Source organism: Nitrosospira briensis, from assembly GCF_900115125.1.
GTDB lineage: Bacteria > Pseudomonadota > Gammaproteobacteria > Burkholderiales > Nitrosomonadaceae > Nitrosospira > Nitrosospira briensis_A.
In genome coordinates this window covers 1,172,958-1,197,183 of record NZ_FOVJ01000001.1, presented here as the reverse complement: position 1 = coordinate 1,197,183, position 24,226 = coordinate 1,172,958, and the positions used below count along the sequence as shown (strand labels likewise).

Below are 24,226 nucleotides of genomic sequence, written 5' to 3'. Positions count from 1 at the left end.
GCGTAATTTGCAAAAGGCGTGCACTTGCCAGGAGATGAGCTTCAGATGCGTCTCATCGAGGAACCATGACTCGTGGCGTAAAACAGCGCATTCACTTTGGCGGATAATGACATGGATTTTCGCGTCATGAACGATTATAAATTCAGATGGAATCAGTAGAAGCCGGGTCTCATATTGGAATGGCGGTAAAAGCGTCAAGGTCCTTCACGGCCGCAGCGGTGCGACGGATGAGCTCATAGTTGGTCTCCAACTTTATCATTCCGCCGACCGCAAGCGTTACCAACATTGCTTCAAGTGCATAGATAAGGTGAGCGCGATATCTTTGCAACAGCGATTTGGTATCGATGTCGGTAATCCCGTTATCCTTAAGTCCCTGGGCATAAATTGACAGCAGGGTCGCTTCATGAGTACGCCGGACCTCCGGCTCAAGTGCGGTAGCAAGGAAGTAGGCAACGTCCCCGATTCCGTCACCAAGTCGTACGAGTTGCCAGTCGAGGAGGCCAGGCTGAGATTGGCTCCAGAAGAGGTTGCCGGGATGACAATCATGATGAACAAGTGTTTGTGGACCTTCCGAAAGAAAACGCATCGCGCGGCGGCGGTGGCGGGCATAGTGGACAGCTACCGCATGAATCGTCGAAGGAACAAATTTTCCTGCTCGGCGCAGCCCCCGTTTCATCAGGGGGACCGCCAAGGCTGCGCCAAGTTGATCTTCCAGGCGTCGCACAGGCCCGGCTAGCCAGTGATATGTCCGAACAAGGTCGGTTTTGTTCCGGAAGTGCGCGTGAAAGCGAGCAAGCTGCATAATGACGAGGCTGGCTTGAGCCGCAGTCAGAGCATCGTCGGGACTGCCGGCAATGGCACCGCATTCCGTTACGTCCCTGAGAACCAGGGTAGCCCCCTTACCTGGCTTGCTTTGTGCAGCCAGGAAATCCGGTATTGCGAGCGGCACGTTTCGAGCAGCTTCATTATAGAAGCGTATTTCGGTATGTAATAGCCTTGGCAAAGCTGTAATCAATCTTGCGCGCCAGGCCAGTGATGGCAGTTTTACAAACCATCGCCGGGGCAGTGTTGCCGGACCATTATGTTCTATTGCAAGGCGGATTCGCGTTGTGGTGCCGGTATCCACGGAAATAATATTCAGGCGGGATACGGTTGCGCCAGGACAATGGTTATTGACCACCTGTTGCGCCCAGCCTGCGGTTAAATCGTCAGGGCGGCGAACGAGAATGTTATATTTCATAGTTGGTATATTCGGATTCCATAGGGAAATCGACGATCCATATGTCCAGACGTCCATATGTCTCTCTGTGGTCTTCCGAGCACGTCAACTACGCTTGATGCAATAATCCGAAGTCAGGCACAAGGACGTTCTCTTCATTCTCCCAATAAAAAGGGAGCCTTGGCTCCCTTTTTATGAGATGGCAACAACCAGGAGCTATTGGTAAGGCTTATCTGCGGGCCTGTCCTGATAAGACTTGTCTGTCGACTTGTCCGTTGATAACTTCCATTCCGGATGGTAGTGCGTTTCCCTATCCCAGTCTTTCCAGATGTAGTCGGGATAGATTATAGGCTTGGTGGGAATGACAAACGTCACCAGATCTACAGCCCCGGTTAACGTACGTCCCAGTCCGTGTACGACGCCCGTGAGCAACCCCGTGGTCAGGCCATAACCGAGGCCTTTCTGATTCGTCTCCAGAATGATGTTCTTCGGTACTTCTCCTATACCGGTTATCGTGTTCGCAAGACCATGCGCAAGCTTGTCGCCCACACCTTCGGCATAACTGTGAGCCATTGCCGCCTGAGGCGAAAAGAATAATAGTGCAGATAGTATCAGTAATGGTTTCAACATGTTTTTCATAGATACCTCCCTATAGTAGATTAAATAAACTAAATCCAGCTTAATACTAGCATACGGTTGATGCATATGTGCACGGCATTTTAAAAATTCATGCTGCCAGCCTGTATTTTACTCAGAGGGCGGTTTGGAAGAGAGACGGATAGCTGACATGCTGTAAAAAAACAATGAGAATAAACCGCAAGCCGAAGACTGCGCGAAGGCTTCAGACTCTGGTGAAATTCTGGAAGCATGCGGACACGCTGTATAAAATCTCGTGGAGCGGTGTTTTCCTTCCACCAGGTTTTACACGGCATTCCCTGGGTGAGGCGAATCGGATAACGGTGAGTACATGCATATCGCTTGTTACCGGATCGTAGCCCCTTCCAGCAGTGCCAACCGCCCCTCCCAATAAGCCGTAGCTATCGAACAGAAAAAAGCAACTCGCCAGCCCTTGTTGAATACCTGCACCTTCCGGAAAGTATGAGCGTTTCCGGGAATACTCGTATTTCGCAGCGAGTTTCGTGCTGATTCCCTCATTGAAACGGTCCGCAATCCTGCCGGACATTCTGTAAGCTGCCCCGCCACCATTGCCCGCCGTAAGGACATGAATTGTGCTACCCTTCGGGCTGTTGCAACAGCTGCCATTTGATTCATTTCAAATCAGAGAAATACCGGCAGGATTGGCAGAAAAAATAAGAATTACGTGAACCTTTTAATTGATTTGCCAGACATAACCAATTTCCTGTCCTTGCGTTCTTCCTCGTCAACGTCGTCTGGCCTGCCTGACCCAGCTATAACCAGTGCCTTGCAATTTTCGGTAGTGGTTCCAACGCTTAACGAAGCAGACAATATCGATCCCTTATTGACTCGTCTGTCCGCGCTTGACCTGCCGGCGGGGAGCTTTGAGGTCATCTTTGTGGATGATGGTTCGAGCGACGGTACGCCGGAAAAGGTCCGCGCCTGGGAGGGCCACCATTCGCGGTTGCGTGTGCGGCTGCTTGAACGCCGTGAAAAACCGGATTTGACGCGCTCAATCCTGGCGGGGGTTGCGCTTGCCAGGGGCGATGTAATCGTAGTAATGGATGCAGATCTGAGCCACCCGCCTGAACGGCTGCCTGCCCTGGTTGCGCCCGTACTCAATAGAAGCCATGACGTGGCAGTCGGCAGCCGGTACGTGCCCGGAGGGAGCACGGTGGGGTGGCCGCTGCATCGCCAGTGGTTGTCGCGCATCGGTGGCTGGCTTGCTCGTCCCCTCTGTGACGTAAATGATGCAACCTCCGGGTTTTTCTCCTTCCGGCGAGAGCTGTCCTCGGCTATTGCCGAGCGCGCGCGGGGATACAAGATTCTGCTCGAGCTGCTCATGGCCGGGCAGGGTAAGCTCAGGGTGGTGGAAGTGCCCATTTGCTTTCACGATAGAACGCGGGGCACATCGAAGCTGTCTTTTTTTCATCAGTGGACTTATCTGCAACGCTTGATGACATTGGCGGGGGGCACGGTTTCTGTCGGCACCGCCAGCCGGTTTGCCGCAGTTGGGTTGATTGGCGTAGCTGTTGACGCACTGCTGTTTCAATGGCTCATGAGCAGTGGCGCCGGGCTTGCGCTGGCCCATATCATGAGCTTCTTTGCGGCTGCGGCAATGAATTATTCGCTCAATTCCAAATGGTCGTTCCGGCGTCATCATGAAGGCTATTTGCGATGGGATCAATTCGGCCGTTTTTTAACGGTAGGGGTGTTCGCATTGCTGATGCGCGGCGGTGTATTGGCCTTGCTCGTTTATGGATTGCATGTGCCGTCATTTCTGGCCATTTTCCCCGCAATCGCCGCAACGGCTGCAATCAACTACTTCGGCTCCGCCTTCTACGTATTTCCCGACAAGCGAAACCCTCCCTCGCTGGATGTGCGCTGGCGAGTAGCCTCATTCGGGATCGTCATGTTCGCCGTGCTGCTGCGCCTGGTCTATCTTGGCGTGGCACAACTGATTCCCGATGAAGCCTACTACTGGAATTATGCCCAGCACATGGACCTGAGTTTTTTTGATCATCCTCCGATGGTTGCATGGCTGATCTGGCTTGGTACTTCGATTTTTGGCAACAACGAGTTCGGCGTTCGAATCGGCGCATTTGTTTGCGGCCTGGTCACAATGGGCTATTTGTATGCATTGGCGCGCAACCTGTACGACAAGTCAACCGGCATTCGCGCGGTGCTGCTGCTGGCCGTGCTGCCTTTCGGATTCGTTACGGCAACATTGATGACCCCCGACGCGCCGTTGATGGCGGCCTGGGCCGCTACGTTGTACTACATGGAACGGGCATTGGTTGCTGACCAGCGCTGGGCGTGGCTGGGCATGGGCCTGGCGTTCGGCCTGGGCCTGCTGTCGAAATACACGCTGGGCCTGCTGGGCCTTGCGGCGCTGGTGTTTGTAATGATTGACCCGGCTGCACGGCGGTGGCTGCGCCGTCCTCATCCATATCTTGCCGCATCGCTTGCGCTGTTGCTGTTTTCCCCCGTCGTCATATGGAATATGCAGCACGATTGGGCTTCTATTCTGTTCCAATCCGAGCGAGCCACCGGGATAGGCAACAAATTTTCGTTACAGTGGCTGTTTCTCCACATTCTGCTGGTATTGACCCCGACAGGTTTGATAGCCGCGGTCCTGGCGTTATTGCCCGCCCGGGATCGAGACCCCTCTCACTACGCGAACAGGCGCCGCCTGTTCGTGATAATCTTCACGGGCATGCCGCTGGCGGTGTTCTTCGCGCTCAGCCTGTTTGGCGCACCGAAGTTCCACTGGACCGCCCCGGCCTGGCTTGCTCTGTTGCCGACAATAGCGTGGATGATGGTCCAGGCCAGCGACCTTCGCAGCATCGCCGTCCGCCTGAGAGCAGCCTGGAAACCCACCATCGGGGTTTGCCTGTTTTTCTACGCGTTTGCGATGCATTATGTGGTGCTCGGCATCCCCGGTATTCCATACGCGGGTTTTACCGAGCACTATTTCTGGCGCGAGGCGACGCACGAAATCGAGCAGATCGCAAAGAAAGTTCAACGCGAGACGGGGCAAAAGCCCATTGTCGTAGGCATGAGTAAATGGTCGGTTGCCACCTCATTGTCCTTTTACGATGACAAAGCGGAGCCCATGGACATACGGGGCCGTAATATGTTCGGCCAGAACGCCTCCATGTACAATTTCTGGTATCCGTCGGAGCCGGCTACGAGCCGTCCGATCATTCTGGTCGGCATGAAGCCCTGGCAACTCGAGCACGATATCGAAGGCAATGACAATATTACTCCCGTCCTCGTGCAGCCCGGCACAGTCCAGGAGGTGGCAATAGAGCGGGACGGCAAGCCGCTGCGCCGAGTGTATTATAGGATTGCGCAGGGGTATCTCGGGTCGCGCGAGAACTGAATTCAACGCAGGAAACTGCTGGATAAATCAGTGGTGCACCGGGTGGGGAAGCCTGCCCGCGGCCAGGGATGGGATGAAAGTATCAAGGACAATGGCGGCGACGGTTACAAACCGTTGGCTTCCATTTCCCTGCGCGCGACCTTAGCTATAATCTCAGGGCTGGTCCGTCTTTTAATCCGGCAAATGGGTTGCATCAATCGACAGGAAACAGGCGTGACACCTTGTCAAGCAGCACGTTGTCAGGAGAGCCAGAAATAAGGGGATCAAAATGCGGACATTGCTTTTAAACATGCTCGCGCTGGCTCTGGTGGCAGTATCTTGCGTTGGCGTCGCTGCATCCCCGGGTGGGGAAGGTGAGAAAGGAGAGAAAATCACAACCGCCACCGACCAGCAGGAGGTGGCGGTTACCATCTACAACGATAATCTCGCCCTGGTAAAAGATGCGCGCAGAGTAAAACTGGCAGCCGGGTTCAATAGGCTGGCATGGCGTGAAGTCTCCGCTCAGATGCAGCCAGAGACTGCGCTATTGCGGAACCTCACCATTGCGAACGGATTTGTTTTGCAGGAGCAGAATTTCGATTTCGACCTGCTGACGCCTGAGACATTGATGGAGAAATATCTTGGCAAGGAAGTGACGGTCATTCGCGTTAATCCCGCGACGGGCGCAGAAACCCGGGAAGCGGCCACAGTGCTGGCGGCAAATAATGGCCCGATACTCAGGTATGCGGATCGTATCGAAAGCGGCATTCCCGTCCAGAGCCGTCTGGCCTTTCCCGGGGTGCCGGAGAATTTGCGCGACAAGCCGACGCTGGTCGTTTCTCTGGTAACGTCCCTGCAGGGCGAACAGAATCTCGAACTTTCCTATTTGACCGCGGGACTGTCGTGGCGCGCCGATTATGTGGCGGAATTGAATGACCGCGATGACCATCTCGACTTGAATGGCTGGGTTACGCTAACCAACCAAAGTGGAACAGCCTATCCGGAAGCCCGGCTGCAACTGGTTGCAGGTGACTTGAACCGCGTACGCCAGCAACCTCCCGTGCCGCGCAAGATGATGGCCATGTCAAAAATGGCGGAAGCGTTGGATATGAAGCAGGAGGCGCTGTTTGAATACCATCTTTATACGCTGCCAGGCTCCACGATATTGGCGGAGAATCAAACCAAGCAGGTAGCGCTGATGTCCGCCAACGGCGTTCCAATCAGGAAAGAATTTCTATTGGCTGGCTCAGCTTATTATTACTCGGGGCAATACGACGACATCGGCCAGAAACTGAAAGCCGCTGTGTTTGTCGAGTTCGCGAACAAGGGTACGGGATTGGGTATTCCGCTTCCCAAAGGGATAATCCGGCTTTACAAGAAGGATATTTCGGGCAATACCCAGTTTGTGGGTGAAGATCACATCGATCACACGCCCGGGAATGAAACGGTCCGCCTGAAGCTCGGGGATGCATTCGATGTGACCGCTGAGAGGACGCAGACAGATTTCCGGAGATTGGCGGGAGAAGGGCGCTATGGCAGCATATTGGAAACCGCCTATCAGATAGTGTTGAAGAATGCCAAAAAACAGATGGTGACGGTAAAGGTGCGGGAACCCGTACCGGGTGACTGGACAATGGTGTCGGAATCACACCCCCATATTAAAGCGGCTTCCAATGTTGCGGAATGGCAGGTATCGATCCCCGCGGATGGAAAGGCTGTGTTGAGTTACCGCGTGCGGGTCAAATATAGAGAAAAGAATTAAGGGCGGCGAATGAAAGGAGGGACTAACAACAGTAATGTCTGGTTTGCGAGCAATCCAAAAAAAACGGAGCCCGAAGGCTCCGGCCGGTTACTTTGCTTCGTCGGCTGAGGTTACGTTGATTTTCTTTGGCTGCACAGCTTCCCGTTTGGGAATGACGATTTCCAATACTCCATAATTGGATCTTGCCGAGATTGCATCTGAATTGGCTGTATCAGGCAAGCTGAAGCGCCTGTGAAAAGTACCATAGGTGCGTTCGACCCGCTTGAAGCCGTCTTTCTCGGTTTTTGCTTCAGTTTTCTTTTCACCTTTGATAGTAAGCACTCCGTCTTCCATCGTGATGTCAATTTCCTCCGGCTTAACGCCGGGAAGGTCCGCCTGGAGAATGAATTTATCCGGGTCTTCCTTGATATCCACCGCTGGCGCCCATTCCGCGGTTGCTGCTGATCCCTCGCCGTTTCCGTCCCCGCGCGCACGGTCCAGTTCTCTATGTAATTGATGCAATAAACTCCAGGGTTCATAACGAGCAATAGCCATGATACCTCCATGTGAATTTAAAGTTGACCTACCCGATGCTGAAGTACTCGAATCAGTACTCTGTAGTCAATATAGGTTCGTTTGTCTATTTTTCAACCGTATTCTTGTTTTTTTGACCAGGCGCTTCACAAGGAATGAACACGTGATGGAAGAAAGAAACAATATCGTAGTCCATGGCCGGATAGTGATGGGCTTTTGGATAATAGAGGGATAAGCGAAACAGCGGAGGCTATGCTTTATCTATACCAGAGGCAACTCCCCGCTACGAATTCCGATACTTGCAATTTTTTCGACTGCTTTAACAAAATTTGGGTTTTCATGCAGTTTTACGATTGAATCGGGGTTGGGCCTTCCCCGCATGCGAGCAAGGCGAATAATGCTGATGGCCGGGGCATCCCAATGTAATTCCCCCAATAATATATCTGTGGCTTTCGGGTCGTTACACACCAGCACCATGTCACAGCCTGCCTTTAACGCACTTTCCGCGCGATGCAATATGCTACCGGCAACAGCGGCCCCTTCCATGCTCAAGTCGTCACTGAAAATGCAGCCCTCGAATCCAAGTTCGCCGCGCAGAATCTTTTTTAGCCAAACTTCCGAAAAGCCTGCGGGCCGTACATCCACCTGGGGATAAATGACATGTGCCGGCATGATGCCGGGGAGCCCGAAATCGATCAATTTGCGAAACGGAATCAAATCATTCATTTCGATTTCCGCGTAGGAACGCTCGTCTACCGGCATCGCAACATGCGAATCGGCTTCGATATAGCCATGTCCCGGGAAATGCTTTCCCACCGCCGCCATGCCGCCCGACTTCAATCCGGACATAAGGCTGTGGGCAAGATCGACGATGGCTTGCGGTTCACTGTGGAAAGCGCGGTCACCGATGACGCAGCTTTGCCCGTAATCCACGTCCAGCACCGGGGTAAAGCTGAAATCCACGCCTGCGGCCCGGAGTTCCGCCGCCAGCACATAGCCCATCTGCTGCGCCAGGTGCCGGGCTTTGCCGGGGTGCTCGTCCCATATACTGCCCAGTTCGCGCATGGCGGCCAATCTTGTGAACTCTTCGCGGAAACGTTGCACCCTTCCGCCCTCATGATCGACCGCAATCAATAATGGTGGAGTCCGAAGGGCGTGAATCTCGGCGGTCAACTCGGTAAGTTGCGTGAGAGATGAATAATTGCGCGTGAACAAAATCACCCCACCCACCAGCGGGTGCAGGAGTTTTCTTTTATCGCCGGCAGTAAGGTGCGTGCCTTCGATGTCGACCATTAGGGGTCCGAGCGACATTATTTTTCTAATATGACAAAGGCACAGGCAAGATTTAATTCGTCGCTGATGGACAAATGATGACGGGTGATGCCTTCGTTTCTCGCCAGCTCACCCAACTCGTGATGAAACGTAAAGTACGGTTTGCCCAGATGATCATGTGTTATTCCGATATGGCTCAGGCTCACCGGATAACGCATACCCGTGCCAAATGCCTTCGCTAGCGCTTCCTTCGCGGCGAAACGCTTGGCCAGGAACATCGCACGCTGTCCACTGCCAAGATATTCCGGCCATTCCTCATCTGTCAGCAACCTTTTTGCAAAGCGGTCTCCATATTTCTCCAGTAATCGCGCAATACGGGCAGGCTCAACCAGATCGGTCCCGATTCCATAAATCATCCGCGCGCTTCCACCATTAGCTTTTTCATTTGCCGTACAGCCTGTTCAAATCCGACAAACAGTGCGTGGGCCACGATAGCATGGCCGATATTGAGCTCTGAAATGTTGATTATCGCCGCGATGGGCTGAACATTACCGTAATGTAATCCGTGCCCGGCGTTGACCTTTAATCCGAGCTGGACACCTTTCGCTACTGCCAAACGGATTCGCTCCAGTTCATTTTGCTCGTCGTCTGAATTTCGCGCATCCGCGTAGTGTCCTGTATGAATCTCGATAACCGGTGCGCCGGTTTGTGCTGCCGCCTCGATCTGGAACTCGTCAGCGTCGATGAACAAAGATACGCGCATGCCGGCCTCAGCGAGTCTGCGGCACGCGCGTTCCACCGGTTCGAAATAGCGGAGTACATCAAGGCCTCCTTCGGTAGTCAGTTCCTCTCGCCGTTCAGGCACAAGGCAGACATCGTGAGGTTTGATGTGCAGCGCAAACTCTATCATCTCGTCAGTGACCGCGCTCTCGAGATTCATGCGAGTTTTAAGTAAACTCCGCAAGACTGCCACATCCCTGTCCTGTATGTGGCGGCGATCCTCGCGCAAATGCAATGTAATAGCATCGGCTCCAGCAGATTCCGCAATCAATGCCGCTTCAACAGGATTGGGATATGTCGTGCCACGGGCCTGACGCAAAGTGGCGATGTGATCAATATTGACACCCAGTTTGATCATAATTGTTGCATGTGGTTAATAATTGATGGATATGTACAGCTTATTGTCGAGATGAGCTGTTCGGGGCTCTGATCTTCCGCCGGAAGTGATAGGCTTTTGAATAAAGACAAGGCATTCCAAACAAGTTGATATTATGTCGAGGACAAGTGATTATTTAAAATCGCTGCGCCCCACGCATTTTGCTGAAACCTTACTATACTCGATCAAGTCAGGCCCGCGCCAGATTTCAATTGCAGAAGGATTTGTATCTACCGGACTGGCGATAGCAGTATCTGGATGTCCAGTTAAGTAAATATTGAGAATACAAGGAAAAATGTCCGACCCACGCGTTTTCTTTGCTGCCGAACGCACGCTTCTTGCCTGGGTGCGTACAGGACTTACCCTGATGGCGCTCGGTTTTGTCGTTGCCAGATTCGGCCTTTTTCTGAACCTCCTGACTGCCTCAAGCGGGATTCCCGGCGCAGCTCCGCATTGGTTGTCCGGCTTGATGGGCATCATTCTTGTGCTTGCAGGTTCGACAACCAGCCTGGGCGCGTTACACAATCACCGGCTCTACATCCGTTCGCTTCCACCTGAAGATATTCCTCAATTGGCCAAACCGTGGCTTACATCATTTTTATCGTTATCGGTCGCAACGGTAGGTGTTCTGCTGGTGGTGTATCTCATATTTGCATGAGGCCATCAAGAATTTTTCAGGATCCGGGTTTGGGGGCATAGCCATCGGAGGTTTCGTAAAAGCTTCTCCGTACGGTTGGCCTTCAGCAGGGGATAGGGGATATCATAAGCAGAGGGCTTCCGGGCACGCAGGCAAACGCAATTAGACAAGCAAGGATTTCACATATTGAAATCAGCGTAATTATCGGGAGAAATATCATGCACGAAAAAACGAAACCGTACATTGTGGGCATCAATCACATTGCGCTTGAAGTCGGGGATATAGAGGAGGCACTGGCTTTTTATGGTCGCATCTTCAACTTCAAATTAAGGGGCCGCGGGCGGGGCTCGGCCTTTATCGATATGGGCGATCAGTTTATCGCGCTGATGGAGGGTCGCTCGCAGAGCGCAGATGATCAGAGGCATTTCGGGCTTGTTGTCGACGATCGTTCTCATGTACGGGAACTCGCAGAAGCGGCGGGGGCGACAATGTTGGAAGGCGGCAGGCTCGACTTCCTCGATCCATGGGGCAATCGCGTTCAAGTAGTCGAATACCGCGATCTGCAATTTACAAAAGCGCCCGGCGTGCTGAAGTCCATGGGATTGGAGCTTGACAAGAGCGAAGAGGCTCAAGCGGAGCTACGCAAGAAAGGAATCGGGCCGTGAGTTAATAACTTACAGGGAATCAGCCGCGCGCGGCTCCAGCCAATGAGGGTACCAGGCGTTGGGCTGTCTGATCCGGGGCATTACTCTCCATATCCCGGGGGCGACAAGGACTGTTTCTCGTGAAGCCGCATGCGCCGGCGAACTTCCTCACCCCCAGAAACAGCCGCAAAAGCTTCTGGTCAGATTGATCCCCCGTGGTTTCCCGTCATTATCCCTCGCATTCTCCTGGCATTTCGCTGGGTGCGACCAAAAATATTTCCTGCACGAGAGCACAGGTTTTCAAAGACCTCGCTGCCGATCGTCGAGAATACTTACAGACCATGCTTTTGTCATTAAGAATACTTAATTTAACTGTTTGTAAATATACGGCTTTATAGCTATTTTGGAAGCTGGCACAACATTTGCTTAATGGAAGCCGAGCCGTGCGATTCAAGCGAGGTACGTAAGGATGATATTGCGTGAGCTCACCGATGATACTTATTTGGAGAAGAGTAATGAACAGAACTATAATAAGCAGCCTGCTTGCCACCGCCCTGTTCGCAGGCAACGCGTTAGCTGCGCCCATCACCCAAAGCTTTGATACCTTCGGCACCCTGTCGGGCGCTACTTTCAGTGGCAGCGGTATTCCAAACAACGCGGTTGCGATCACGAATATCGGGAGTTCAGCGGGCGGAACCGGCGTGACGCTGGGGCTGACGGCTCACCAGCGGTATTTCAATCCCGAACTCACGAATGACGGCGCCGGCACGTTCTTCGCTAATCCCGGCGTAGATACTCATGCTCCGTCTCCTGCCAATCCGTATGCCACCTGGAATTTCGCATTTTATGTCGGAGGGGCAGATGCGGATTCCTACAACTACAAGCTCTTCTATGATTTTGATTTCGGTTTGAATACCGAGGAATCCGAACACGGGCAGATAAGCCTTTCCGGTTCATTTCAGGATTCATGGAACCTGGGCATGGACTTCCTGGATAGCGACATCCCGGGGCTCATGTCTTCTCCGAATTTCGGTGCTTTCAATCCCGGCAGTCCCGGTGAGTACAGCTTCGCACTCGTAGCTTATGACACTCAAGGCGCAGAGGTTGACCGCTCCGCAATAGCTGTTCAAGTAGGACAGATTCCTGAACCCGTCACCCTCGCTCTCCTCGGTCTGGGTCTGGCCGGTCTGATCGGCGTCCGGCGCAAGGCCTGATAACCGCCGGTAGTAGGGGCCCGGCGTTGCGCTGGGCTCTGTCACTTTTGCCCCTTGGTCAGACATCCTGTATAAGTCTGAACTGATCCGGCAAGTACTAAAGATAAAGGTCGGGAAAATCGAACGAATCGTGACCTAGATGGAACCCGAATTCGACGTTTTTAGCCACGCTTCAAAATCAGTTGCATTCATGGGTTTTGCATACAGGTAGCCTTGGCCTTCGTCGCATTGGACGCTTTGTAGAAACTGTGCCTGCGCTTCTGTCTCAACACCTTCGGCAATTACTCGCGAGCCGAGTCCTCGACCCATAGTAACAATGGCGCCGACGATAGCGTTGGCATCAGTGTGATGCGGGATGTCACGAACAAAAGACAGATCGATTTTCAGCCGATCCACAGCAAAATTCCTTAAATACGAAAGGCTGGAATAGCCGGTACCAAAATCGTCAATCGCTATTTTTATGCCAGAATCATCAAGAACACGCATTTTCTGTACCGCCGACTCTACTCCTTGCATCACAACGCTTTCAGTTACTTCGAGTTCGAGGCGCTCGGGTAAAAGGCCGGTTTCCGCAAGCACGCGCGATACAGCATCGGTGAAATCGTTCTGGCGGAATTGCACCGCTGAAACATTCACTGCAACCACGGCGTCAAAACCATGGCGGTCGTGCCATTGACGTGCCTGCCGGCAGGATTCCCGCAGTATGTACTCCCCAAGAGATAGAATTAAACCGCTGTCCTCGGCTATCGGAATAAAGTCTGCTGGCAAGACCAATCCCCGCTTTGGATGCCGCCAGCGCATAAGCGCTTCCGCTCCTGTAACCCGCCCCGTGCCAAACTCGATCTGCGGCTGGTATACGGGAAAGATTTCGCCGCGCGCAAGTGCGCCCCGCAGGTCGCGTTCAAGACTCAGCCGGTCTGCTGCCAGAGAAGTCAATTCTTCGGAATAGAACCGGTAGCAGTTTCTGCCATACTCTTTCGCGGAATACATTGATGCGTCGGCATTACGCAGCATGCTGCTGGCATCCTTGCCGCTATCCGGATAAATGCTGATTCCGATGCTCGCGGTCAGCATCAACTCATGCTGCTCTATCAGGTAGGGCTGAGACACGGCTGCAATAAGCTTCTCGGCGGCTCGCGCCGCATCTGCTGCCGTTTGCATATGGTTCAGCAGGACAATAAATTCGTCACCCCCCACTCTGCTGACCGTATCGGTGCGGCGCACTATGGATTGCATGCGCTTTGCGACGGTTTTGAGGAGCTTGTCGCCGATTTCATGACCCAGCGAGTCGTTGACCAGCTTGAAGCGGTCAAGGTCCACGAATAATAACGCCAGCCGGAAGGAGTATCGGCTCGCGTTTCCGATGGCAATTTTCATGCGATCAGCGAGCAAGGCACGATTGGGCAGTCCTGTCAGCGAATCGTAATGGGCGAGATACTCGATACGTTCTTGTGATTCCTTGCGCTGAGTGATATCGCGGGCAATCTTGGATGCGCCGATAATGTTGCCCGCGCTATCTTTCACAGGCGATATCGTGACGGATACATTAATCGGTTTCTTGCCCTTTCCCCATCGGACGGTTTCAAAATGATCTGCAGATTTGCCGCTCTTGATGCGGCCCATGATCCGGTCCTCTTCCTCCAGTCGGTCGGGGGGGACCAGTACCGATATGGAAGAGCCTATTATTTCGCTCGAACGATACCCAAAAATCTCTTCCGCTCCGGCATTCCAATTGGTAATAATACCGTTGAGATCCTTGACAATTATCGCGTCGTTCGAGGACTCGACGATTGCCGCCAATTGCGCTTTATAGGTGTCTGCCTGCCTGCGTTCAGTAATGTCGCGGAAGCTCCAGACCCGGCCCGTATCTTGCCCATCAAGGATTTTGGTTTTCGTATATTGCTCAAATATCCGTCCATCGTTAAACTGAAGGACATCAAAGCTTTCCGTTGGCCACGTCGTATAAATTTCCCGGGTCAAGCGCATGAATTCATCAGGATTTCTTAATTGGCCTGAACAATACTGAATGATTAAACGGTGTCTCGCACGGCGCATAAGTTTGCCGGGGACAGGCCACATATTCATATAAATTCGGTTGTAGTAAAGCACGTTGCCGTGCTTGTCTGTAACAAAAAGTCCATCGGCTGTCGACTCCATGATCGCACGCAGCATGGAAAGTGAACCATTCAGTTCCGCCGTTTTTTTCTCCAATGCTTTTTTTGCTTCCCTGAGCTCATGGTAGATTCGCTCACGCGTCTCAAGAATGACGTGGGAAGTTTTTATGGTAGTGGAATTCAGCAGCGCGTCCTCGTTTTTGGCTGTCGCGGACGCAGGGCTTTCCGCCTGGCTTCGCCCTTCCTGATCAGGGAGAATCGGTCCGTGTGATTCTGGATCATGCTTCATAATATTCAGCTGATCTTTTCTCCAGTAAGAAAACATCAATCCCATCCTCATCGGTAGCAATGAGGAAACAGGAGCAAACCTTACCTTAAGAGCTTTTGCGCTCACCCTTGTATACACAGTATATAGTAACCGTTGATTGACTCCCGCTCGATGTGTTCCCGTCTTGCCGGGGGAAGCTCACCGAATGAGAAAGTTTGAATTAGCAGGATGAAATGGCAATTCGGGACACCACGAGAGATTTAAAGTACCAGGCTCACCCGTGATTGCAGATGGTGAACAGAAGAAATATTCACGGAACCGGGCATGTTCCGGAGCAATGCTTCATCATAACGACAATCATAATTGCTGAAGATCTTTCAGCAATTGCCGCGTATGCAGCGGCTGCTCGCCAAGATAGTGGTTGAGGATGTAGCGCATCAGATGTTTGCTCTGTTGCCGGGTTAATATATCCGAATAATCGCCTTGTTCCATTTCCAGAAGCGTTTTGCCGCGTACTGGCAAGCCTTCGGCTTGACTGCTTCCGTTCAATTCCACCGGTCCGCGCTCGATTTCATAAGAATAATATTTATTCGGATCAATAGGTTTGCCGGACGCGACTTCGTGCTTGAGCATCACGGCATAGCCCAGTTCTTGCAGCAGGCGCTGTTCAAAGCAGCGCAATATGGGAATGTAATCCTTCTGAACGCTCAACGCTGCCAGCGCTTCCCGATAGTAAACGAATAGTTGTTCGTGAGGGTCGTTGCGGTGCAATAGCCGTACCAGCAGCTCGTTCAGGTAAAAACCGCAGATCAGGCCGGTGCCGTGGGGAGGCATCTGGCCTCCTTGCCATTCCGCCTTATACAGGGTGCGTAATTCGGATTTTCCTCCCCAGCTCAGTTGCAACGGCTGAAATGCCAGCAATAGTCCTCTCAGTGCGGATTTGGGACGCTTGGCTCCTTTCGCGATCAGTGGTACCCGTCCGAAATTTCGGGTGAAGGCTTCCACTATTAGGCTGGTTTCCCGGTAGGGATAGGTATGCAGCACGAATGCGGGCTGGGCCTCTTGCCGCTGTTTATCCGCAGTCATAGCGAGGCATCCAAGAGCAACTAGAAAGCGTGATAAAGCTGGGGCGTTGGGGCGCCCCTAACCCGCTTCGGGGTCGCATCTTCCTTCGGAAGACACTGCTCCGCCCTACGCGTGGTAGCCCGCAAGTATCGTAGCGATTCCTTTGGCGCAGGTCTGGCCACCTTAACCCGCTTCGGGGTCGCATCTTCCTTCGGAAGACACTGCTCCGCCCTACGCAGGTTACTCATACCCCAGGCTCTTCAATACCTGCGCGTCGTCTGCCCAGCCGCTTTTCACTTTTACCCAGACGTTGAGATATACCTTGCCGCCAAAGCTTTCCTCCATATCTTTGCGCGCCGTCATGGCGATCAGCTTGAGCTTTTCTCCACCCTTGCCGATGACGATGGCCTTCTGATTTGCCTTGTCCACGATGATGGAGGCATGGATTTTGCGAAGTTCACCTTCCATGGTAAATTGATCGATTACTACGCTGGTGGAATAAGGAATTTCTTCACCCAGCAGCCGAAATAATTTTTCGCGAATCAGTTCGGCGGCAATAAAGCGTTCGTCCCGGTCGGTGATTTCATCTTCCCCGAACAGTGGCGGGTTGTGCGGTAGATATGGCCGGACCGCACCTATCAGCGCGGGCACTTGAGTTCCCTGTTCAGCGCTTACCGGAACGATGGCGGCGAAAGCAAATTCCTTCGCCATTTTTTCGAGAAAGGGCAGCAGTTGCGATTTGTCGGCCATCCGGTCTATCTTGTTGACAGCGAGAATCACAGGCCGGTCGGCAGGCAGAAGCCTGATGACCTTCTTGTCGCGATCGTCAAAATGCATCGCCTCGATTACAAATATCACCGCATCCACATCGCGCATGCTTTGGGTAACCACGCGATTCATTTCGCTGTTCAAGCGATTGGTATGCAGTGTCTGAAAACCGGGCGTATCGACGAAAATAAACTGGGACTCCGCATCGGTGAGAATGCCATTGATGCGATGCCGGGTGGTTTGTGATTTTCTTGAGGTGATACTGACCTTTTGCCCTATCAGCTTATTAAGCAGCGTGGATTTTCCGACGTTCGGCCGGCCCACAATGGCGACATAACCACAGCGATGGCCAGGGCTGCCGGAATTGTCGAGATCGGCGGTCATGGCTGGATGCCCTTCACGGGAGATGCGCAACCTGGCTTGAAAAGATTGAAAATCGCAGAGGGGGCCGCGTACTCTGTCTTCATTTGCTAACCCTGTGAAAGAAGTTGTTCATAGGCTCGCTTCGCTGCCTCCTGCTCTGCGCTGCGTCGAGAAGGTCCTTCGCCGACGGTGCGGATGTCAGGCTTCGGAATCATGCATTCCACCGTGAATTGCTGCTGGTGAGCTTCGCCGCTGGTTGCCGTGACGGAATACACTGGCAGCGCAAGCTTGCGACTCTGAAGGTATTCCTGTAAAAGGGTTTTCGGGTCTTTGCCTTGGGTTTGGGCATCCCAATCTTGCAGCGAAGGCGCAAAAAGCGCTGTAACAACTTTCTCGGCTTGCGCAAAACCGCTATCGAGATATATCGCTCCGAGCACGGCCTCCAAAGCGTCCGCAAGAATCGAAGGACGCCGGTCTCCGCCGCTTTTGAGCTCCCCCTCGCCAAAACTGATCAGCTTGCCCAATTCAAGCGATTGCGCCAATTCAGCCAACGACTGCTGGTTGACCAGGTTGGCCCGAACCCGCGATAAACTGCCTTCCGTAAGATTGGGGAAATTTCGGAATATCAGTGCGGCTACCGCGCAGTTAAGCACGCTATCGCCCAGAAACTCAAGGCGTTCGTTATGGGGGAGGCTGTGGCTACGATGAGTGAGCGCCTGGCGCAACAACTCCGGCCGGCTGAAGATGTAGCCAAGTTTTTGGCAAAGTGCGTCACTGTCCATATCCTGATAAGCGGAACTTAATTTGGGAGTTTCCCTTTCGCGGTCGCATGCTCATCCCGCTTCCCGGATACCTCGTCTCAAAAAACCTTCCCTGTATTCCTGCCGCACCGTTTTGGTCTTGTCTCGGTGCTATTCAATAGATAAGCCAATTCGCTTGAGATCGCTGAAATTCCACCAGATCATGAAGGCCTTGCCGACGATATTGCGCTCCGGGACAAATCCCCAATACCGGCTATCGCTGCTGCTGTCCCGGTTGTCGCCCATCGTGAAGTAATTCCCGGCCGGTACCGTGCAGGTAAAGCCACCCCCATTGTAGGAACAGTTTTCGTCGAAGGGAAACGGGCGCACCCCGGCGAGTTGTATATCCGGAGCCTCAGGATTGACCAGGACTTTATAGCTGTGATCGCCCAGCGATTCGTTAAAGCGACGGCTGTAAACGTAATTCAGACCGGATTCCACATAAGTGTATTCGCCGTTCGGCTCCATTTTTACAGGCGTGCCATTGATAACCAGGTGCTTATCCCGATATGTGACCGTATCCCCCGGCACGCCAATGATGCGTTTGATGTAATCCATCGAAGGATTCTCGGGGTAGCGAAAGACCATGACTTCGCCCCGCTGAGGCTCATTTATGTCCATTACCTTGAGGTTGATGACGGGGAGGCGGATACCATAGGTGTATTTGTTAACCAGAATGAAATCTCCCACGAGCAGGGTAGGGATCATGGAGCCCGATGGGATTTTGAAAGGCTCTACCAGGAACGAGCGCAGACAGAAGACGACAAGAATCACGGGAAAAAAGCTTTTCGGATATTCCACCCACCACGGACCCTGGGCTTCCGCCGCCCGCCGGCGCTGCAGAACGAAGCGGTCAAGTAACGCGATACTGCCGGTAATCACCAGCAGTACCAGCATAATGAGCGGAAAATTCATTCCTGTTCCTTATTCTTTTAGTAGAAATATCCGACGCCTTTTACCGAAGCAAAAAACTGCCGATTGATAGAGGCAGCGTTTAATTCGCGCGGCTATTTGTTGGGTTATTTATCCCCAACCTGCAGGATTGCCAGAAAAGCTTCCTGTGGAATCTCGACATTGCCGACTTGCTTCATCCGTTTTTTTCCTGCCTTCTGTTTTTCCAGGAGCTTGCGCTTGCGGCTGATATCGCCCCCGTAGCACTTCGCCAGCACATTTTTGCGCAAGGCCTTGATGCTCTCTCTCGCTATAATATGAGCGCCGATCGCGGCCTGCACTGCAATATCGAACATTTGCCGCGGAATCAGTTCGCGCATCTTCTGCGCAAGTTCCCGTCCACGGTACTGGCTGCTGGCCCGGTGCACAATCAGCGACAGCGCGTCTACTTTCTCGCCGTTGATAAGGATATCCAGCTTTACCAGATCGGAAGCGCGAAATTCCTTGAACTCGTAATCAAGCGAAGCATAACCCCGGCTGGTGGATTTCAATCTGTCGAAAAAGTCCATTACGACTTCGTTGAGCGGCATCTCATAGGTCAGCATGACCTGTCTTCCCATGTATTGCATATTTTTCTGCGTCCCCCGCTTGCTGATACACAGAGTGATGACCGATCCAACATATTCCTGTGGAACCAGGATGGTAGCAGTAATGATCGGTTCGCGGATTTCCTCCACTTTGGAAGGATCGGGCATTCTGGACGGATTTTCGATTTCAACTATCGATCCGTCGCGCATTACTATCTGATACACCACCGTTGGCGCAGTGGTGATCAGGTCCATGTCATATTCCCGCTCGAGCCGCTCTTGCACGATATCAAGGTGCAAAAGACCGAGAAAACCACAGCGGAAGCCGAACCCCAGGGCTTGGGACGTTTCAGGCTCATACTGTAGCGAGGAATCGTTGAGTTTCAGCTTTTCCAGCGCATCGCGCAATGCGTCGTATTGATTTGATTCCACTGGATAGAGGCCGGCGAACACCTGAGGTTTTATCTCCTTGAAACCAAGCAGCGGTTCGAGCGCGGGGCGATCCACCAACGTTACCGTATCGCCAACCTTCGCGGATTTCAATTCCTTGATACCGGAAATGATGAAGCCGACTTCACCGGCACTGAGCGATTCGCGGTTCTTTGATTTGGGCGTGAAAACGCCCACCTGCTCGCACAAGTGGATGGCCTTGCTGGCCATGAGCAATATTCTGTCTTTAGGTTTAAGTATCCCGTCCAGTACCCGCACCAGCATTACCACGCCGACATAGTTGTCGAACCAGGAATCGATAATCAGCGCTTTTAGCGGGGCGGCAGGATCTCCTCTGGGTGGCGGAACACGCGAAATCACCGCTTCCACAATATCCTGTACGCCTTCTCCTGTCTTGGCGCTTGCACGCAACGCCTCCTGGGCATCTATGCCGATAATGTCTTCTATTTCTTTAATAACGCGTTCCGGCTCGGCTGCGGGTAAGTCAATCTTGTTCAGCACCGGCACGACTTCCACGCCCTGTTCAATGGCGGTGTAGCAATTCGCGACGGTCTGGGCCTCCACACCTTGAGAAGCGTCCACTACCAGGAGCGCGCCTTCGCAAGCAGCCAGCGAACGCGATACTTCGTAGGAAAAATCGACATGGCCCGGCGTATCGATCAGATTCAGCAAATAGTGATTGCCGTCCCGCGACTTGTACTCAAGCGCGGCCGTTTGCGCCTTGATGGTGATTCCACGCTCCCGCTCCAGGTCCATGGAATCGAGCACCTGCGCCTCCATCTCTCGGTCGGATAGGCCGCCGCATAAATGGATGATGCGATCAGCCAGAGTGGATTTACCGTGGTCGATATGGGCAATGATGGAAAAATTACGGATGTGCTGCATTTAGCGGCCAGGGATTTGGGATGGATATCGGAGAGAATGACGTTATGGACTTGCATTGGAACAACTAAAAAGGGCACAAATGTGCCCTCTTGAGTGGTCCGGCAAGTACGTGCAGACCGGTGACTCTATTATTCAAGAACTCGCATTCTAGCGAATTTTGGTGAAATAAGCATCCAGCGCAACAGGATCAAGATGATAATGACAAATTTCCTCACCTCCTGCCACCAGTACAGGAACGCGTTCCCCATACCGCAATTTGAGACTGTCGTCGCTGTCAACGTCTATCACGTCGAAGCTGAAATGAAGCTGCGTCTGCAATTCCTGCAGAGCGGCTATCATATCCTGACACAGATGGCAGTGCTCCCGGCCATATACAGTGAGCGGAACAGGAGCATGGTCAGGACCTGGAGCCGCCATATTATTTATTTTCGCCATTCATTTTCATCGTGATGAACGTCGCGGTATCGCCACGCCTTACAAGTAATGCAATGTTGCGTCCTTTTGGCGTCTTGTTGAGCAACTGGTTGAATTGCTCGACAGTCCTGACATCCTGGTTGTTGATGCTGAGAATCACGTCACCCGGTTGAATGCCGGCACGACTTGCAATGCCCGGCACCATATCTTCCACCAGCAGGCCGTTCTCCGTTTCCAGCTGTTTCTTCTGCTCTGCGCTGAGCTCGCTCAGACTCAGCCCGATACGGTTGGCTGTATCCGCCGGCGCTTTACCCCGTTTACTCGCGCGACCTACAGGTTTCTCGTCCGGCGGAATTTCGTCCACCGTGACTGTCAGTTCCTTAATGCTGCCGTTCCGCCAGAGTTGCACCTGTACCTTCGATCCCGGCTTGGTAGCCCCCACAATACGTGGTAAATCGGCGGAAGCATTGATGGGTTTACCATCAAACTTCAGAATGACATCTCTTGCTTCAATCCCCGCTTTATCCGCAGGGCCATCTTTCTGCACTGAAGCCACCAGTGCGCCGCTGGGCTTGGGCAAGCCGAAGGATTCCGCAAGTTCCTTTGTAACCTCTTGGATCAAAAGGCCGATCCTGCCACGGCTTACCTTGCCTGTTGCGATCAACTGGTCGGCGATATTCATCGCCAGGTCGATGGGGATGGCAAATGACAGGCCCATGAAGCCGCCCGTACGGCTATAAATCTGGGAATTGATACCAACCACCTCGCCCTTCAGGTTAAATAAGGGACCCCCTGAATTGCCGGGATTGATCGCTACATCGGTCTGAATGAAAGGAACAAAATTTTCCTGTGCGAGCGAACGCCCCTTGGCGCTGACAATACCGGCAGTGACGCTATTCTCGAAGCCGAAGGGCGAGCCGATTGCCACTACCCATTCACCGACCTTCATTTTTGATGGATCGCCTTTAGTCACCTTGGGTAAACCGGTGGCTTCGATTTTGAGAAGCGCGATGTCGGTTCTGCGATCTGCGCCGATCAGCTTGGCGCGGAATTCGCGTTTGTCAGTGAGTTTCACATTGATTTCCTGGGCGGAATCCACCAAATGCGTGTTTGTCAGGATATAACCGTCCGAGCTGATGATGGAGCCCGAGCCCAGCGATTTCGATTCAAAGTCTCTGGGATTCCCGTAAGGCTGCATGTGGCGGCGAAAAAATTCGAAAAATGGGTCATCCTCAGGGATATTTGGCATTCCGGGGAAAACCTGGCTACCTACGCTGGATGCTTGTACGGTACTGATATTTACCACCGCCGGGCCTTCCCGTTCAACCAGACCGGTAAAATCAGGCAATTCCTGAATTTGGGCGAAAACGGTAGTGGAAAATCCGAGCAGCGCCATCAGAATAAATTTAGTTATCATTCTCTGTCTTCCATAGGAATAAAAATGAAACCATCAGCTTGAGGCGATCAAGCTGAACCTCTGTAAATACATCCCCGTGGATGGGGTGGAGTTTTAAACCGGATATTTTCCCCACCTCCCGGCAGATACCTGGGCTTGACGGGGAAGGGCTGAAACCGGAAACGACGTTGTGCAGCATTTCTCAATGTCGCCGGAGCACCCAGCTATGCCTGCCGCCGAATACTGCAACTCCAGGTTCAGTTGCGTTTATTGCTTACCGAGTTCCCGATTTGCATTACTGTGGCAGGCGGCACCTCGCCGACCGTGGTTATGACGTTGTCAGCCAAAGTACGCGTATAGATATTGATTGCGCCCCGGCTGTGGTAAAGCCCCTCAGCTGGTGGGGAAAGGTCCTTGGATACCGGTTCTATAAAAACCGATACCGCTGCGAGGCCATCCGATAGCGCGATATGTCCAATCGGTTTCGGTTTTCCGGAAAGATTACGTTTCATTTCAATGATTTTTTTGAACCCTGGGGGCGGGTCATTAACGTGCCATCCGAGTTTGCCGCTTCCTGTTGTAGATGACACGAGATTGGTAGTGTGCCACTCGCCGGCTTTCGCAGCGTATTTGGATCGCAGCTGTTCCTTGCTTATCTCACCGCCAATTTCCAGTTCCGTAAAAACAAATTGTTCTACCACCTCATCCTTGTCCATTACCGCAGCTTTAAGGAGCAAGCCGGTATTGATGTCTACCCATAGCTTCTGGCCATAACGCTTATCATCCCTGGGTATCAGTTCGATTACCTGGCACAGATAATCGCTGACGCGCTCCTGCCCCCCTTTTTTAACAATATAGCCCTCGTCGAGGTTGGTGAGCGGCTGCGGCAGCAGCGCGGGGAAAACCTTGCGTAACCAGCGTTTTTCCGTTACGACGGTCTTGCTTTCCGGCAGATAACATCGCATTTCGTCATTGTTGCGGATAATTTCCCGCGGCGGACCGTCCAGCACCACGCTTTTCTCATGCTCCCCTTCCTCGTTCACCAGATGGATGATGCGGGAGGTCTCGATGTGGTTACCGGATGAATAAACGAATGTGCCGACGTAATTATGCTTACGCGGCGCGGCGGCAATCTTTTGCAGCCAGTCTAGCGCCTCTGGGGATGAATTGGACGGAGCTTGCGCAAAAACAGGCTGAATGTGGGTGGATAGCAGCAACAGGGCAGCCAGCGCAACCCGTGTCATCTGGCGTAGTTTTCGCGTGATTCCGAAACCGTACGCATATAGGGCGCTACGCCATGCATCGCCATGCTGGGTGAAAATTCCCGGTGCGCCAGCAGGTAATCATTAATTTGAGTGGGAGCAGACTTCGGAGAAGTTGCCGCCACCGGGATTGCGGGCAGGGCGGCGGCGGGCGATTGCCTGTTGTCCGCCAGGTTTTGCTGCAAGGGCGCGGGTCCTTGTGTTGTTTGTAAACTCATCCATCCTGCCACCGCTACCGCGGCGATTGAAGCTGCGGCCGCATAGGCAACAGGCTTCCGCCTCGTCGCCGGGCGAAGCACAGGCACAGAGGCAATAGCCTGAATGGCCGGAATGTCCTGTATAGCCGGTTCCGCAGCCAATCTTGCGCTAACACGCTGCGAGATATCGAAAGGCCTAACCTCCGATTGTCCCAAAGCATCGCTGATCAGATGATAAACCGCCCATTGTTCACGTAACCCGTCTGTTTTTGCGAATTGTTCGACTACAGCCGCCGCATCTTCCGGGTCCAGTTCACTGTCCATCAACGCCGATATTTTATCTTGCATG

General features: G+C 52.9%; 22 protein-coding genes. 5 read left to right on the top strand and 17 right to left on the bottom strand.

Annotation, left to right across the window (positions count from 1 at the left end; translation table 11 throughout):
* Positions 1-169: 169 nt before the first annotated feature.
* The 3 genes from BMZ14_RS05400 to BMZ14_RS05390 all read right to left on the bottom strand — a co-directional run bounded on the left by BMZ14_RS05400 (position 170) and on the right by BMZ14_RS05390 (position 2,402).
* The gene (locus tag BMZ14_RS05400) at positions 170-1,240 is read right to left on the bottom strand and encodes a phosphotransferase (RefSeq protein ID WP_074795332.1); all 1,071 of its coding nucleotides are present in this window, start codon (positions 1,238-1,240) and stop codon (positions 170-172) included.
* 195 nt (positions 1,241-1,435) lie between these two features.
* Positions 1,436-1,858: an exosortase system-associated protein, TIGR04073 family gene (locus tag BMZ14_RS05395; RefSeq protein WP_074795330.1), complete on the bottom strand. Its 423-nt coding sequence runs from the start codon at positions 1,856-1,858 to the stop codon at positions 1,436-1,438.
* A 202-nt stretch (positions 1,859-2,060) separates the two neighbouring features.
* The gene (locus BMZ14_RS05390) at positions 2,061-2,402 is read right to left on the bottom strand and encodes a hypothetical protein (RefSeq protein ID WP_074795328.1); all 342 of its coding nucleotides are present in this window, start codon (positions 2,400-2,402) and stop codon (positions 2,061-2,063) included.
* 240 nt (positions 2,403-2,642) lie between these two features.
* On the opposite strand from BMZ14_RS05390, the gene BMZ14_RS05385 reads away from it, so the two are divergent.
* The gene (locus BMZ14_RS05385) at positions 2,643-5,240 is read left to right on the top strand and encodes a glycosyltransferase family 39 protein (RefSeq protein WP_074795623.1); all 2,598 of its coding nucleotides are present in this window, start codon (positions 2,643-2,645) and stop codon (positions 5,238-5,240) included.
* Between the two features lie 268 nt (positions 5,241-5,508).
* Positions 5,509-6,981, top strand: coding sequence for a DUF4139 domain-containing protein (locus tag BMZ14_RS05380; RefSeq protein ID WP_074795326.1), 1,473 nt, complete (start codon positions 5,509-5,511; stop codon positions 6,979-6,981).
* 87 nt (positions 6,982-7,068) lie between these two features.
* Here BMZ14_RS05380 and BMZ14_RS05375 read toward each other — a convergent pair whose 3' ends face one another.
* From BMZ14_RS05375 to pdxJ, 4 genes are all read right to left on the bottom strand, one after another.
* The gene (locus BMZ14_RS05375; protein ID WP_074795325.1) at positions 7,069-7,515 is read right to left on the bottom strand and encodes an Hsp20/alpha crystallin family protein; all 447 of its coding nucleotides are present in this window, start codon (positions 7,513-7,515) and stop codon (positions 7,069-7,071) included.
* 240 nt (positions 7,516-7,755) lie between these two features.
* Entirely contained in the window at positions 7,756-8,805 is a 1,050-nt protein-coding gene (gene nagZ, locus BMZ14_RS05370) for a beta-N-acetylhexosaminidase (RefSeq protein ID WP_074795323.1), read from the bottom strand.
* Complete coding sequence (gene acpS, locus BMZ14_RS05365; protein ID WP_074795322.1) at positions 8,805-9,182, bottom strand: holo-ACP synthase; 378 nt, start codon at positions 9,180-9,182, stop codon at positions 8,805-8,807. The genes nagZ and acpS overlap by 1 nt, the downstream gene beginning before the upstream one ends.
* On the bottom strand, positions 9,179-9,904 hold the full coding sequence (gene pdxJ, locus BMZ14_RS05360) for a pyridoxine 5'-phosphate synthase (RefSeq protein WP_074795320.1): 726 nt from the start codon (positions 9,902-9,904) through the stop codon (positions 9,179-9,181). Before pdxJ ends, acpS begins: the two co-directional genes overlap by 4 nt.
* Before the next feature lie 313 nt (positions 9,905-10,217).
* Here pdxJ and BMZ14_RS05355 point away from each other — a divergent pair, with 313 nt between their 5' ends.
* The 3 genes from BMZ14_RS05355 to BMZ14_RS05345 all read left to right on the top strand — a co-directional run bounded on the left by BMZ14_RS05355 (position 10,218) and on the right by BMZ14_RS05345 (position 12,417).
* Entirely contained in the window at positions 10,218-10,580 is a 363-nt protein-coding gene (locus BMZ14_RS05355; protein ID WP_074795318.1) for a YidH family protein, read from the top strand.
* Positions 10,581-10,777: 197 nt separating this feature from the next.
* The gene (locus tag BMZ14_RS05350) at positions 10,778-11,224 is read left to right on the top strand and encodes a VOC family protein (protein ID WP_074795317.1); all 447 of its coding nucleotides are present in this window, start codon (positions 10,778-10,780) and stop codon (positions 11,222-11,224) included.
* 494 nt (positions 11,225-11,718) lie between these two features.
* Positions 11,719-12,417, top strand: coding sequence for a PEP-CTERM sorting domain-containing protein (locus BMZ14_RS05345; RefSeq protein ID WP_074795315.1), 699 nt, complete (start codon positions 11,719-11,721; stop codon positions 12,415-12,417).
* A 135-nt stretch (positions 12,418-12,552) separates the two neighbouring features.
* Here the strand turns inward: BMZ14_RS05345 and BMZ14_RS05340 are convergent, their stop codons facing one another.
* The 10 genes from BMZ14_RS05340 to BMZ14_RS05290 form a co-directional block, all read right to left on the bottom strand.
* On the bottom strand, positions 12,553-14,820 hold the full coding sequence (locus BMZ14_RS05340) for a sensor domain-containing protein (RefSeq protein WP_256208404.1): 2,268 nt from the start codon (positions 14,818-14,820) through the stop codon (positions 12,553-12,555).
* A 336-nt stretch (positions 14,821-15,156) separates the two neighbouring features.
* Complete coding sequence (gene recO / locus BMZ14_RS05335) at positions 15,157-15,885, bottom strand: DNA repair protein RecO (RefSeq protein WP_074795313.1); 729 nt, start codon at positions 15,883-15,885, stop codon at positions 15,157-15,159.
* A 219-nt stretch (positions 15,886-16,104) separates the two neighbouring features.
* The gene (era, locus tag BMZ14_RS05325; protein WP_074795310.1) at positions 16,105-17,016 is read right to left on the bottom strand and encodes a GTPase Era; all 912 of its coding nucleotides are present in this window, start codon (positions 17,014-17,016) and stop codon (positions 16,105-16,107) included.
* Positions 17,017-17,102: 86 nt separating this feature from the next.
* Positions 17,103-17,777 carry a ribonuclease III gene (gene rnc, locus BMZ14_RS05320; protein WP_074795308.1) on the bottom strand — a complete coding sequence of 225 codons (675 nt, stop codon included), beginning with the start codon at positions 17,775-17,777 and terminating at the stop codon, positions 17,103-17,105.
* A 129-nt stretch (positions 17,778-17,906) separates the two neighbouring features.
* Positions 17,907-18,710 carry a signal peptidase I gene (gene lepB / locus BMZ14_RS05315; protein WP_074795306.1) on the bottom strand — a complete coding sequence of 268 codons (804 nt, stop codon included), beginning with the start codon at positions 18,708-18,710 and terminating at the stop codon, positions 17,907-17,909.
* Positions 18,711-18,814: 104 nt separating this feature from the next.
* Positions 18,815-20,608 (bottom strand): translation elongation factor 4, encoded by a 1,794-nt coding sequence (lepA, locus tag BMZ14_RS05310; RefSeq protein WP_074795304.1) that lies wholly within the window; start codon positions 20,606-20,608, stop codon positions 18,815-18,817.
* 147 nt (positions 20,609-20,755) lie between these two features.
* A complete protein-coding gene (locus tag BMZ14_RS05305; protein ID WP_256208402.1) occupies positions 20,756-21,043 on the bottom strand; it encodes a glutaredoxin family protein in 288 nt (95 codons plus the stop codon).
* A complete protein-coding gene (locus tag BMZ14_RS05300) occupies positions 21,027-22,439 on the bottom strand; it encodes a DegQ family serine endoprotease (protein ID WP_074795302.1) in 1,413 nt (470 codons plus the stop codon). Before BMZ14_RS05300 ends, BMZ14_RS05305 begins: the two co-directional genes overlap by 17 nt.
* A gap of 236 nt (positions 22,440-22,675) precedes the next feature.
* Positions 22,676-23,662: a MucB/RseB C-terminal domain-containing protein gene (locus BMZ14_RS05295; protein ID WP_074795300.1), complete on the bottom strand. Its 987-nt coding sequence runs from the start codon at positions 23,660-23,662 to the stop codon at positions 22,676-22,678.
* Entirely contained in the window at positions 23,659-24,225 is a 567-nt protein-coding gene (locus tag BMZ14_RS05290; RefSeq protein ID WP_074795298.1) for a sigma-E factor negative regulatory protein, read from the bottom strand. The genes BMZ14_RS05295 and BMZ14_RS05290 overlap by 4 nt, the downstream gene beginning before the upstream one ends.
* Between the last annotated feature and the right edge of the window lies 1 nt (position 24,226).